This is a genomic window from Microbispora sp. NPDC004025, from assembly GCF_053604425.1.
On record NZ_JBSGHN010000026.1, the window covers coordinates 24,106 to 36,124 of the forward strand.

General features: G+C 72.5%; 11 protein-coding genes. 7 read left to right on the forward strand and 4 right to left on the reverse strand.

From position 1 onward, the window contains the following. The first annotated feature begins 15 nt into the window (after window positions 1-15). The gene (locus ACWEQG_RS37795) at window positions 16-621 is read left to right on the forward strand and encodes a LuxR C-terminal-related transcriptional regulator (protein WP_452292296.1); all 606 of its coding nucleotides are present in this window, start codon (window positions 16-18) and stop codon (window positions 619-621) included. Between the two features lie 4 nt (window positions 622-625). Here ACWEQG_RS37795 and ACWEQG_RS37800 read toward each other — a convergent pair whose 3' ends face one another. Next, window positions 626-1,738, reverse strand: a complete 1,113-nt coding sequence (locus ACWEQG_RS37800; protein WP_363462655.1) for a PP2C family protein-serine/threonine phosphatase — start codon at window positions 1,736-1,738, stop codon at window positions 626-628. Window positions 1,739-1,855: 117 nt separating this feature from the next. On the opposite strand from ACWEQG_RS37800, the gene ACWEQG_RS37805 reads away from it, so the two are divergent. Further along, window positions 1,856-3,091 carry a GNAT family N-acetyltransferase gene (locus ACWEQG_RS37805; RefSeq protein WP_452292298.1) on the forward strand — a complete coding sequence of 412 codons (1,236 nt, stop codon included), beginning with the start codon at window positions 1,856-1,858 and terminating at the stop codon, window positions 3,089-3,091. A gap of 36 nt (window positions 3,092-3,127) precedes the next feature. After that, window positions 3,128-3,289, forward strand: a complete 162-nt coding sequence (locus tag ACWEQG_RS37810) for a hypothetical protein (RefSeq protein WP_363462657.1) — start codon at window positions 3,128-3,130, stop codon at window positions 3,287-3,289. A 58-nt stretch (window positions 3,290-3,347) separates the two neighbouring features. Here ACWEQG_RS37810 and ACWEQG_RS37815 read toward each other — a convergent pair whose 3' ends face one another. Beyond that, a complete protein-coding gene (locus tag ACWEQG_RS37815; RefSeq protein WP_139576480.1) occupies window positions 3,348-3,818 on the reverse strand; it encodes a ribose-5-phosphate isomerase in 471 nt (156 codons plus the stop codon). 107 nt (window positions 3,819-3,925) lie between these two features. Here ACWEQG_RS37815 and def point away from each other — a divergent pair, with 107 nt between their 5' ends. Further along, on the forward strand, window positions 3,926-4,414 hold the full coding sequence (def, locus tag ACWEQG_RS37820) for a peptide deformylase (protein ID WP_452292300.1): 489 nt from the start codon (window positions 3,926-3,928) through the stop codon (window positions 4,412-4,414). 1 nt (window position 4,415) lies between these two features. Here def and ACWEQG_RS37825 read toward each other — a convergent pair whose 3' ends face one another. Both ACWEQG_RS37825 and ACWEQG_RS37830 read right to left on the reverse strand, forming a co-directional pair. Further along, complete coding sequence (locus ACWEQG_RS37825) at window positions 4,416-5,822, reverse strand: aldehyde dehydrogenase family protein (RefSeq protein ID WP_452292301.1); 1,407 nt, start codon at window positions 5,820-5,822, stop codon at window positions 4,416-4,418. A 94-nt stretch (window positions 5,823-5,916) separates the two neighbouring features. Then, complete coding sequence (locus tag ACWEQG_RS37830; RefSeq protein WP_452292303.1) at window positions 5,917-6,525, reverse strand: mycothiol-dependent nitroreductase Rv2466c family protein; 609 nt, start codon at window positions 6,523-6,525, stop codon at window positions 5,917-5,919. A gap of 182 nt (window positions 6,526-6,707) precedes the next feature. On the opposite strand from ACWEQG_RS37830, the gene pepN reads away from it, so the two are divergent. The 3 genes from pepN (at window position 6,708) to ACWEQG_RS37845 (ending at window position 12,012) form a co-directional block, all read left to right on the forward strand. Further along, window positions 6,708-9,272, forward strand: a complete 2,565-nt coding sequence (gene pepN, locus ACWEQG_RS37835; RefSeq protein ID WP_452292305.1) for an aminopeptidase N — start codon at window positions 6,708-6,710, stop codon at window positions 9,270-9,272. 296 nt (window positions 9,273-9,568) lie between these two features. Further along, window positions 9,569-10,120 carry a LemA family protein gene (locus ACWEQG_RS37840; RefSeq protein WP_452292307.1) on the forward strand — a complete coding sequence of 184 codons (552 nt, stop codon included), beginning with the start codon at window positions 9,569-9,571 and terminating at the stop codon, window positions 10,118-10,120. Between the two features lie 2 nt (window positions 10,121-10,122). Continuing rightward, a complete protein-coding gene (locus ACWEQG_RS37845) occupies window positions 10,123-12,012 on the forward strand; it encodes a DUF2207 family protein (RefSeq protein ID WP_452292309.1) in 1,890 nt (629 codons plus the stop codon). Window positions 12,013-12,019 lie beyond the last annotated feature (7 nt).

Below are 12,019 nucleotides of genomic sequence, written 5' to 3' on the forward strand. Positions count from 1 at the left end.
CCAGAGGGGAGCATCTTGATCCGGATCCTGGTGGCCGAGCATCTTCCGTTGGTACGGCGTGGCCTGGTCGCGTCCCTCGACGGGGAGGACGACCTGCGGGTGGTCGCGGACGTCGGGTCGGGCGAGGACATCGTGCCCGCGGCCCTGGACGTACGGCCGGACGCCGCCGTCATCGACGCGGACCTGCCCGGCGTGGACGGGCTCAGCGCGGCGGCGCGGCTCGGCGAGAAGGTGCCGCGCTGCCGGGTGCTGCTGCTGTCGGCGCAGCCGAGCCCGGGTCACGTGAAGCGGGCCTTCGCGGCGGGCGTCCTGGGCTACCTGAGCATCGAGGTGGGTCCCGAGCAGCTCGCCGACGGCATCCGCCGGATCACCGCCGGGCGCCGGGTCGTCGACTCCGAGCTGGCGGTCGCCGCGCTGGAGGCCGCCGACTGCCCGCTGACGCCGCGGGAGCACGAGGTGCTGCGGCTCGCGGCGGGGGGCGCGCGCCCGAAGGAGATCGCCGCGGAGCTGGGCCTGTCCGTGGGCACCGTGCGCAACCACCTGTCGCGCATCATCCTCAAGACCGGGGCGCGCAGCCGCGTCGACGCCGTCCGCATCGCCACCGACTCCGGCTGGCTGTAGGGACTCAGGGGCGCCAGATCAGGACGAGCGCGCAGTCGTCGTTGTGGCCGGAGGACATCGACTGGACGAGCTGCCGGGCCTTGTCCCGGAATCCCGACGGCAGCAGCCGCTCCGCCTCTCCCAGCAACCGGTCGAGCCCGGCGTCGATGTCCCGGCCGGGCTGCTCGATCAGCCCGTCGGTGAACAGCATGAGCGCGTCGCCCCTGCGCAGCACCCCGCTGTCGGTCTCGCAGGCCAGGTCCGGAACCACGCCGAGCACGACGCCTTTCGCCGTGGACACCCGCCACGTGCCCGACCCGGCGTCGAACCGGACCACCGGCGGGTGTCCGGCCGAGGTGATGGTGTAGGCCCCCGTGGACAGGTCGAGGTCGAGGTGGACGGCGGTGACGAACCCCTCGTCGCCGAGCTGGCGGTGCAGGTAGGAGTTGCACGCGACGAGGAAGTCGTCCACCGAGCCGAGCAGCCCGCCGAAGGTGCCCGACAGCATGAGCGCGCGGGTGCCCGCGTCCACGCCCTTGCCGGACACGTCGACGACCGCGATCTGGACCCGGTCACCCTCCCGCATGGAGACGACGAAGTCGCCGCCGAACGACGATCCCCCGGCCTGCTTGAGCACCACCTTGCCGCCCCACTCCTTGGGCAGCGACGGCAGCTCGCTCTGCCGCTTGAGCCGGTCGCGCAGCTCCAGCAGCATCGCGTCGCCGCGCAGGCCCTGGACGCCGAGCTTGCCCCGGGTCCGGGCCATCGTCCACGCCAGCGCGGCGGTGAAGGCCATCGTGATCAGGAGGCCGGGCCCGACGCTGGGCACCCCCGTGATCGGTCCCATGTACGTCAGGGAGGCCACGACCACGCACAGCAGGATCGCGAGGCTGCGCAGCCGGAGCTGGAGGCCGCCGATCAGGGTGAAGAGGATCAGCAGCGAGGGCGAGAACCAGTACGCCGACACCTCCGCGTCGAGCACGCCGACCATGATGGTGAGCACGGCGAGAGCGATGAGCAGGTACCGGTCCCTTGACCAGACTTTCCTGACGAAACGAACCAACGGCACCAGGAGCGGCACGCGCGCCAGGAACGCGCGCAGCCGGGGAGGGATCAGCGGCGCCGGACGGGAAGTCATGATGGCCTCGACTGTATCCGGACATCCCAGGTGGCGGCACCTGCTTGACCAAGGTCTAGATCACCCGGCACGGATATTGGGTCGCCCCGCGTGGCGGGCCGCTTCTACGGTGTTCCGATGAGCATCGCCGTCCGCCCCATCGAGGAAGCCGAGTGGCCGGCTTTCGTGGCCGTCGCCTACGAGGCGTTCAGCTCCACCTATTCGCTGGAGATCGCCGACCGCTGGCGCGAGATCATGGAGATCGACCGCCTGGTGTCCGCCTTCGACGGCGACCTGGCGGTCGGCTGTGCCGGGGCGCTGTCCTTCCGGATGACGGTTCCCGGCGGGCCGATCCCCGTCGCCGGGGTCACGTCGGTGGGCGTGCTCCCCTCACACCGCCGGCAGGGCGTGCTGACCGCGCTGATGACCCACCAGCTGCACGACCTGCACGACCGCGGGGGTGAGGCCGTCGCCGCGCTCTACGCCAGCGAGGCGGGCATCTACGGCCGCTTCGGGTACGGCAGGGCCGCCGACGCCCTGTCCTTCCGCATCCCCACGCGCGGCTCGGCCTTCACCCGCGCGGCTCCCGCCGACCCCGCGCTTCGCCTCCGGGTGGCCCGGCCGGCCGACGAGCTCGCCGTGCTCCGCCGGGTCTACGACGCCGTACAGCCCGGCCGTCCCGGCCTGTACGGGCGCTCTGAGGCGTACTGGCGGGTCGAGATCCTCCCGGACACCGACCACGACCGGGGCGGGATGGGCCCGCTGCGCTGCCTGATCGCGGAGGACGCGTCGGGGCCCCGCGGCTACGCGCTGTTCCGGGCGAAGTCCGGCTGGAACGAGCACAACGTGTCGGACGGGGAGGTCCGGCTCCTGGAGCTGCAGGCCCGCGATCCCGCGGCGTACGCGCTGGCCTGGCGCGGCGTCCTCGACCGCGACCTGTGCGCGGTCGTCCACGCCGAGCGGCGCCCGCTGGACGACCCGATCATGCACCTGCTGGCCGAGCCCCGTCAGCTCAACGCGATCTGGATCGACGACCTGTGGGTCCGTCTCGTGGACGTGGACCGGGCCCTGGCCGCCCGCGCCTACGCCGCCCCCGCCGACCTCGTCGTCGAGGTGGAGGACGAGGTGTGCCCGTGGAACGCCGGGCGCTGGCGGCTGAAGGCGGCCGGCGGGGAGGGGTCGTGCGAGCGGAGCGAGGCGCCCGCGGACCTCACGCTGCCGGTGAGCGTGCTGGGCGCGGCGTACCTAGGCGGGCGGCCGCTGATGGCGGCGGCGGACGCCGGCCTGGTGCGGGAGCATCGGGCGGGCGCCCTGCGCGAGCTGTCGGCCGCGATGGCGTGGGACCCCGCGCCCTGGGGCTGCCGGGTGTTCTGAGACGCGCCGCGGACAGCCGGGGCGTAGTCTCGGGGCATGGCGCTGCAGAGTTTGCAGATCACCGCGATCACGGCCATGCGGGCCCGCGACGTGTCCCGGCCGACATCGGAGCAGCTGGAGGCCGCCGACCAGCGGCCGCTGCGCGATGAGACGCCCCGGCGGGAGCCCCGCCGGGGCCGGGACAGGGACGCGCGCTAGTGCCCCTCCCGCCGGCCTTTGCCCGGGCAAACTTCGGCAGTCGCGGCACTAGGGATACTCAGGCGGGCAGCGGCGGCAGTTCGCCGGTGGTCTCGTAGTCGGCGAGCTGGCGGATCCGCCGGGCGTGCCGCTCGGCCCCGGAGAACGGCGTGGCCAGGAAGAGCCCGACGAACCGGGCGGCCTCCTCCGGCGTGTGCTGCCGGGCGCCCAGGCTGATCACGTTGGCGTCGTTGTGCTCGCGGGCCAGCTTCGCCGTGTCCTCGTTCCAGGCGAGAGCCGCGCGCACCCCCCGCACCTTGTTGGCGGCGATCTGCTCGCCGTTCCCCGAGCCGCCGATCACCACCCCGAGGCTGCCCGCGTCGCCGGCCACGCCCTGGGCGGCGCGCAGCACGAACGGCGGGTAGTCGTCCTCGGCGTCGTAGACGTGGGGCCCGCAGTCCTCCACCTCGTGGCCCTGCTCCTTAAGCCAGGAGACCAGGTGATTCTTCAGCTCGTAGCCGGCATGGTCGGCACCGATGTAGACACGCACGGCACAAGTTTCCCAGAAGGCCTCTGGCGGAGACGACCCCGGGCTCCACTAAGGTAATAGCCAGGATGGGTATCCGTCCCTTACACCTCCGGCCTGACAGGAGTGTCATGCGCGAGCTGCGTTACGTCGGCGACCCGGTCCTCCGTACCCCCGCGGAACCGGTGACGGACTTCGACCGCGAACTGCGCCGGCTGATCGACGAGATGTTCGCCGTGATGTACCAGGCCGACGGCGTGGGGCTGGCCGGGCCGCAGATCGGCGTCGGCCGCCGGCTGTTCGTCTACGACATCAGCAACCGCAAGGGCCATGTGATCAACCCGGAGCTCACCATCGACGACGCCGAGCAGGTCGTCGAGGAGGAGGGCTGCCTGTCGGTGCCCGGCAAGGAGACCGGCAAGCCGTTGTACGCCCCGACCGCCCGCGCCGCCGGCGTCACCCTGCGCGGGGTCGACAAGCTCGGCAGGCCCGTCGCCGTCAAGGCCCGCGGCATGCTCGCCCGGTGCTTCCAGCACGAGTTCGACCACCTCGAAGGCACGCTGTACGTCGACCGGCTGGGCAAGGACGAGCGCCGCAAGATTCTCCTGCAGGCGCCCTGATTCAGAGCTGGATGGCCTTGACCTCCAGGAACTCCTCCAGGCCGAACTCGCCGAGCTCGCGGCCGACCCCCGAGTGCTTGTAGCCGCCGAACGGCGCCATCGTGTTGAACCGGCCGCCGTTGACGGCCACCTGCCCGGTGCGCAGGCGTCGCGCGACCGAGAGCGCCCTGTCCTCGGTGCCCGCCCACACCGCCCCCGACAGCCCGTACGGCGTGCCGTTGGCGATCTCGACGGCCTCGTTCTCCGACGAGAACGGGATGATCGACAGCACCGGGCCGAAGATCTCCTCCTGCTCGACGGACATGCCGGGCGAGACGCCCGCGAAGATCGTGGGCTCGACGTAGTAACCGCGTTCCATCGGGTTGTCGGTCCCGCCGAGCACGAGGCGGGCGCCCTCCTCCTGACCGCGGTTGATGTACCTGACGACCCGGTCGCGCTGGGCGGCGGACACCAGCGGGCCCAGACGCGTGCCCTCGGCGAACGGATCGCCGGGGACGTAGGCGCCGGCCGCCTCGACGGCGAGCCGTACGGCGTCGTCGTACTGGTCCCAGTGGACCAGCATCCGGGTCAGCGCCGAGCACGTCTGGCCCGAGTTCAGGTACGCCCCGGCGACCCCGTTCTTCACCGCCTTCTCCAGGTCGGCGTCGGGCAGGACGATGTTCGCCGACTTGCCGCCGAGCTCCAGGGCCACCCGCTTGACCGTCTCGGCCGCGAGGGCCGCGACCCGGCGGCCCGCTCTGGTGGACCCGGTGAACGACACCATGTCGACGTCCGGATGGGCGGCGATGGCCTCGCCGACCACCGGCCCGTGACCGCTGACCATGTTGAACACGCCGGCCGGCAGCCCGACCTCGTGGAGGATGTCGGCCAGCGCGTACGCCGCGAGCGGCGCGACCTCGCTCGGCTTGAGCACCACCGTGCAGCCCGCGGCCAGAGCCGGGGCCACCTTGCACACCACCTGGTGGAGCGGATAGTTCCACGGCGTGATCGCGCCCACCACGCCCACGGGCTCGCGCACGATCAGCGAGTTGCCCACACGGCCGGCGTCGAACTCGTACCTCTTGGCGAGGTCGGCGTAGGAGGCCAGCACCTCGGCGGGCATCAGCGTCTGCACCTTCAGCGCGAGCGTGAGCGGCGCCCCCATGTCGGTCGCGATGGTCGCCGCGATCTCCTGGGCGCGTTCCTTGAGCAGCCCGGCCGCCGCCCCCAGGAACGCGGCGCGTTCGGCCGGCTCCAGGGCCGACCAGGAGGGGAAGGCGGCACGGGCGGCGGCGACGGCGGACTCGACGTCGGCGGGCGACCCCGCGGGCACCCGGTCCACGACCTCCTCGGTCGCGGGGTTGACGACGTCGACGGCCTCGCGGGAGGCGGACGGGACCCAGGCTCCGTTCACGTAGAGGTGACGCATGTCACTCATCCTTGCGCCTCGGCTGTCAGATGGCGAGCCTTCCGGCCGAAACCTTTCCCATCGATTCGCGCGCCGGTGAAGGAGCCTGTCAGCGTCAGGTGAAGATCGGGTCGCGGGTCCGGGACCGCTTCAGCTCGAAGAAGCCGTCGGTGCCGGCGACGAGCAGGACGCCGTCCCACAGCCGGGCGGCGGCCTCGCCCCTCGGGATCGGCGACACGACGGGGCCGAAGAACGCCGTGCCCTCGACGGCGACGACCGGCGTGCCCACCTCCTGGCCGACCAGGTCGATGCCCTCGCCGTGCGAGCGCCGGATCGCCTCGTCGTACTCGTCCGAGTCGTGCGCGGCGACCAGCGCGGAGTCGAGCCCGGCGGCGGTGAGGGCCTCGGCGAGCGTGGCCCGGTCGCGCTCGCGCCCCTCGTCGTGGAAGCGCCTGCCGATCTCGGTGTAGAGGTCGCCGAGGACCTCCTCGCCGTACTTGTCCGCCGCGGCGGCGAGCACCCGCACGGCGCCGAGCGTCTGCTCGACCCGCTCGCGGTAGTCGGCGGGAATGTCCTTGTCCTCGTTCAGCACCGCCAGGCTCATGATGTGCCAGCGCACGTCGACGGGCCGGAGCGCGGCCACCTCGTGGATCCAGCGCGAGGTGATCCACGCCCAGGGGCAGGCGGGGTCGAACCAGAAATCGACAAGCTTTCGGTCGGACACTGTGACACCCTCTCGAACGGACTATGGTTCCCTCGGTCGTCAACCCGGGCAGGAAATCTCCTATTCCAGGTAGGAGCGATCTCGAATCCGCGATGTCCTCGCGGCGTGGCAGGATTCATGCATTCCCTGACGCGACGGGGCGGCGGGGATCCGGGGGCTCGATCATGCGATGAGGAGCGGGTGTGGCAGGGAATCTGACACGGGACGAGGCTCGGGAGCGCGCTCGGCTGCTCTCCGTCCAGTCCTACCAGGTCGAACTCGACCTGACGGAGGGCGAGGAGCGGTTCGAGAGCATCACGACGGTGCATTTCACCTCGGACCGCGAGGGGGCGGACACCTTCATCGACCTGCACGGCGCGCACGTGCGGAAGGTCGTACTCAACGGCAGGGAGCTGGACGTCAGCACCTACGACGCCGAGAAGGGGCGCATCCCGCTGCCGGGGCTGGCCGCGCACAACGAGCTGCGCGTGGACGCCGACTGCTCCTACATGCGCACCGGTGAGGGCCTGCACCGCTTCGTCGACCCCGTGGACCAGCAGGTCTACCTGCACAGCCAGTTCGAGACGGCCGACGCCCACCGGATGTACGCCTGCTTCGACCAGCCGGACCTCAAGGCGACCTTCGAGCTGACCGTCCTCGCCCCCGCCGACTGGGAAGTGGTGTCGAACGCCGCCCCCGACGCGGCCGAGGAGCTGGAGGAGCACCGCGGGCGGCACGGCACGCTGCAGGCCGCCAGGCGCTGGCACTTCCCGCCGACCCCCGTCATGTCGACGTACATCACGGCCCTCATCGCCGGGCCGTACGCCGTCGTGCGGGACGAGCACGACGGCATCCCGCTCGGCGTCTACGTGCGGCGCTCGCTCGCGCAGTACCTCGACGCCGGCAACATCTTCGAGGTCACCAAGCAGGGCTTCGACTTCTTCCACCGCGTCTTCGGCCTGCGTTACCCCTTCGGCAAGTACGACCAGCTGTTCGTGCCCGAGTTCAACGCCGGCGCCATGGAGAACGCCGGGGCGGTGACGTTCCTGGAGGACTACGTCTTCCGCTCGCGCGTGACCGACGCGGTCATCGAGCGCCGCGCCGAGACGATCCTGCACGAGATGGCGCACATGTGGTTCGGCGACCTCGTCACCATGCGCTGGTGGGACGACCTGTGGCTGAACGAGTCGTTCGCCACCTACATGTCCGTGCTGTGCCAGGCCGAGGCCACCCGGTGGGGCCAGGGCGCGTGGACGACGTTCGCCAACGTCGAGAAGGCCTGGGCCTACCGGCAGGACCAGCTGCCCTCCACCCACCCCATCGCCGCCGACATCCCGGACATGCAGGCCGTCGAGGTCAACTTCGACGGCATCACGTACGCCAAGGGCGCGTCGGTGCTCAAGCAGCTCGTCGCGTACGTGGGGCTCGACAACTTCCTCGCCGGGGTGCGCGACTACTTCAACGAGCACGCGTGGAAGAACACCACCCTGCAGGACCTGCTGTCGGCGCTGGAGCGCACCTCCGGGCGCGACCTGTCGTCCTGGTCCAAGGAGTGGCTGGAGACCTCGGGCGTCAACACGCTGCGGCCGTCGTTCACCACCGACGACGAGGGCCGGTTCCTGAGCTTCGACGTGCTGCAGGAGGCCACCCAGGAGCACCCGACGCTGCGCTCGCACCGGGTGGCCATCGGCCTGTACTCCCTGCGGGACGGCGTGCTGACCAGGACCAAGCGGGTCGAGCTCGACGTGGTCGGCGCGCGTACGGCCGTGCCCGAGCTGGTCGGCGAGGCCCGGCCCGACCTCGTGCTGGTGAACGACGACGACCTCACCTACGCCAAGATCCGGCTCGACGAGCGGTCGCTGCAGACCCTCGTGAACGGCGGGATCACCGCGTTCAGCGAGTCGCTGCCCCGCGCGCTGTGCTGGTCGGCCGCCTGGGACATGACGCGTGACGCCGAGATGGCCACCCGCGACTACGTCAAGCTGGTCGTCTCCGGCATCGACTCGGTGCGCGACATGACCGTCCTGCAGACCGTGCTGCGCCAGGCCCGCCAGGCCGTGCAGCAGTACGCCGACCCGGCGTGGCGGGACACCGGTCTCGCCGAGCTGGCCGGCGCGCTGCGCGGCCTGATCGCGGCGGCGGAGCCGGGCTCGGACCACCAGCTCGCCTACGTCAACGCCTTCGCCGCGACCGCCACCTCGCCCGACGACCTGGCGTTCCTCAAGGGCGTCCTCGACGGCACCGAGGTGCCCGAGGGACTGGCCGTCGACACCGACCTGCGCTGGACGCTCATCCACGCGCTCGTGTCCGGCGGTGTGCTCGGCGCCGGTGACATCGACGCGGAGCTGGCGCGGGACGCCACCGCGACCGGCGAGCGCTCGGCCGCCACCAGCCGGGCCGCGATCCCGACCCCGGAGGCCAAGGCCGAGACCTGGACGGCGATCGTGGGTGGGAAGCTCAGCGGCGCGCTGCTGCGCTCCACGATCCTCGGCTTCGTGGACCCGCACCACCCCGAGCTGCTGGAGCCGTACGGCGACCGGTACTTCGAGGAGATCGGGCGGATCTGGAGCGAGTGGACCTCCGACATGGCGCAGAACTTCGCCATCGGCTGCTACCCCGCGCTGCTGATCCGTCCGGAGACCGTGGCCCGCACGCAGGACCACATCAGCGCGAAGCAGCCGCCGCACGCGCTGCGGCGTCTGCTGCTCGAGGGCGCCGACGGCGTCAGCCGGGCGCTGCGCGCCCGCGCCCGCGACGCCTCCGCCTGACGCGTCCCACCTGATCCCGCGAACCCCGAGGGCCCCGGCGAAGCACCGCCGGGGCCCTCGGGCGTGTCAGGGGACCCGTGGCGGGCCGTGAAAGCGCGGCGCAAGCCCCGTGCAAGGCATCGGCGGTGCCATGGGCGCACCGGGTCGTTCACCGGTGCCGCGCGGCGAGCCCCCCTGGCCGCACCGGCGCCACGTGACCGGCACGGCCGCCGCGACGGCTCTCCCCGTGGGCCGGGCGTACGGCCGGCCGTTTACAGGGGGACGACCCGGGACTACCGTCCGTGCAGGAGACCTCCATGATCCCCCTGATCGTCGTCCTCGCCGTCGTGGCCGTCCTCGTCACGGCGTTCGTCTCCGTCTACAACCGTCTCGTACGCTCCCACAACAACGCCGACAACGCCTGGGCGCAGATCGACGTGCAGCTCAAGCGCCGCTACGACCTGATCCCCAACCTCGTGGAGACCGTCAAGGGCTACGCCGCCCACGAGCGGGCCACGCTGGAGGCCGTCGTCGCGGCGCGCTCCCGGGCGATCGGCGCCCGGGGCCCGGCCGAGCAGGCGGCCGCCGAGAACACGCTGTCGGACGCGCTGAAGAGCCTGCTCGCGGTGGCCGAGGCCCATCCCGATCTCAAAGCGAGCGCCAACTTCGCCGAGTTCCAGGAGGAGCTGGCCACGACCGAGAACCGGATCGCCTACTCCCGGCAGTACTACAACGACGCCGTCCTGACCTACAACAACGCCGTCCAGGCGGTTCCCGCGAACATCGTGGCCGGGATGACCGGCTTCGCGCCCCGCGAGTACTTCCAGGCGCCCGGCGAGGAGCGCGGCCCCGTGCGGGTCCGGTTCTGACGGTGTCCGCCTCGATGGCCGCCTCGATGGCCGCCTGGGTGGCCGCCGCGGCGGCGACCGGCCTGTGGCTGCTGCTCCTGCTGGCGCTCGCCGTGGCGACGAGGAACCCGGACGTCGAGCCGGGACCGGCCACCGGGGAGCTCGCCGGTCACTCCCCCGCGGTGGTCGACCTGATCACCGGCAACTGGCGGCTGTGCGACGAGGCGGCCTCGGCCACCCTGCTCGACCTTGCCGCCAGGGGAGTCGTGGCCGTCGAGGAGATCGGCCCCGAGCTGTCCCTCGTACGGCTGCGGGCGGAGCCGGGAAGCCTGCGGCCGTACGAGCGGCTCGTCTACGACCACGTCCGCTCGCTGGCGGTCGACGGCGTGGTCGCGACGGGCGCGCTGGCCGAGGGCTCGCGCGACCTCGGCCGGTGGTGGAAGAGCTTCCGCAAGAAGGTGATCGTCGAAGCGCGGGAGCAGGGCCTGTCCCGGCCGCGCTGGAGCCGGGCGCACGCGCTGCTCCTCGGCGTGGCCGCGAGCGTCCCCGCGGTGGCGATCGGCATCGCGGTCTCCATCGACGACACCCGCGCGAACCACGACGGCGGTCCCGGGGCGGCGATCGTGTCCTTCGCGCTGCTCGTGGCGGTGATGGGCAGGCTGAACGGGGAGCGCGGCACGGCCGAGGGGGCCGCGGCCGCCGCGCACTGGCTCGGCGTCCGCGAGCACCTGCGCGCGACCGGGCGGTTCGCCGAGCAGCCCGCCGCCTCGGTCACGATCTGGGGCCGCCACCTCGCGTACGCCGCCGCGCTCGGGCTCGCGCCGCGGGCCGTCAGGAGCCTTCCGGTCAGCACTTCGGCCGACGACAACCGGGCCTGGTCCGACTACGGCGGGATGTGGCACGCCGTCGACGTCCGCTATCCCTCGCGGCTGCTGTGGGGCAGGCCGCCGGGGCGGACGATCCTGCGGGGCCTGGCGGCGGGCTGGTTCGCCGGGTTCTTCACCTGGATCCTCCTGGTGGTCGCCGCCGCCTTCGGCGTGTGGCCGGACGGGCTCGTCCTGCCCGCCGCCCTCGCCGCCGGCCTGGCGGTCGCCGGCCTCCCGGTCGTGTACGCGATCGGCGATCTCGGCGGTGCGGCGACGGTCGAGGGCCGGATCGTCCGGCTGCGCCGGTTCTCCGACGGCAGCAAGGCGAACGACACCCCCAAGTGGACGTACTGGTGCGCGATCGACGAGGGAGCCTCTCGCGAGGTCAGGGCCATGTGCCTGAGCGAGGAGATGTGGCGCCCCCTGCGGGAGGGCGACAAGGTGCGGGCCGTGGCGGGGCGCAGACTGGGCTGGATCAGGCGGATCGACGTGGCCGAGGACTCGCGTACGCGCGACGCCCCCTCCTACGACGACACCGGCGAGCACCTGGTGGACGCGCCGGAGAATCTGGGCGAGGTCCGGATACTGCCCGAGCCCCGGGCCCGCGGGACGACGGCGGACGGCGTGCGCCCTGCCGACCTCACCCCCGCCGACCTCACCCCCGCCGACCTCGTCACCCCCGCCGATCTCAAGCGCGCCCTCGGGATCGACGTCGGGGCTCCTGTGGCGTGTGAAGGACCGCCCGCGCCGGCCTGGCTCCGCGTCGACTCCTGCCGGTACGAGACCGGCACGGGCGTGACGGTGGACGTCCACGCCGCCACCGGCCTGCGCTCGCGCTACCTCATGGCGGTCGGGCACACGCTGACCCGGGTGCGGGGCCGGCCGGTCGAGGGGGTCGGCGACGGCGCCATGCTCTACCCGGGCCTGGTGTCGGCGGCCACCCGCCGGGGCACGTTCGCGATCACCGTGTCGTCCCCGCAGGGCCCGCCGCCGCCCGGCCCGCTGATCGAGCTCGCCCGTACGGCCGCCGCCCGCCTGGGTCAGTAAGGTCGTC

What these genes read in the sequence shown, in the direction of transcription:
- ACWEQG_RS37800 (WP_363462655.1), bottom strand. Translation starts at nt 1,738, where the DNA reads ATGACTTCCCGTCCGGCGCCGCTGATCCCTCCCCGGCTGCGCGCGTTC.
- ACWEQG_RS37805 (WP_452292298.1), top strand. Translation starts at nt 1,856, where the DNA reads ATGAGCATCGCCGTCCGCCCCATCGAGGAAGCCGAGTGGCCGGCTTTC.
- ACWEQG_RS37810 (WP_363462657.1), top strand. Translation starts at nt 3,128, where the DNA reads ATGGCGCTGCAGAGTTTGCAGATCACCGCGATCACGGCCATGCGGGCC.
- def (WP_452292300.1), top strand. Translation starts at nt 3,926, where the DNA reads ATGCGCGAGCTGCGTTACGTCGGCGACCCGGTCCTCCGTACCCCCGCG.
- ACWEQG_RS37825 (WP_452292301.1), bottom strand. Translation starts at nt 5,822, where the DNA reads ATGCGTCACCTCTACGTGAACGGAGCCTGGGTCCCGTCCGCCTCCCGC.
- ACWEQG_RS37840 (WP_452292307.1), top strand. Translation starts at nt 9,569, where the DNA reads ATGATCCCCCTGATCGTCGTCCTCGCCGTCGTGGCCGTCCTCGTCACG.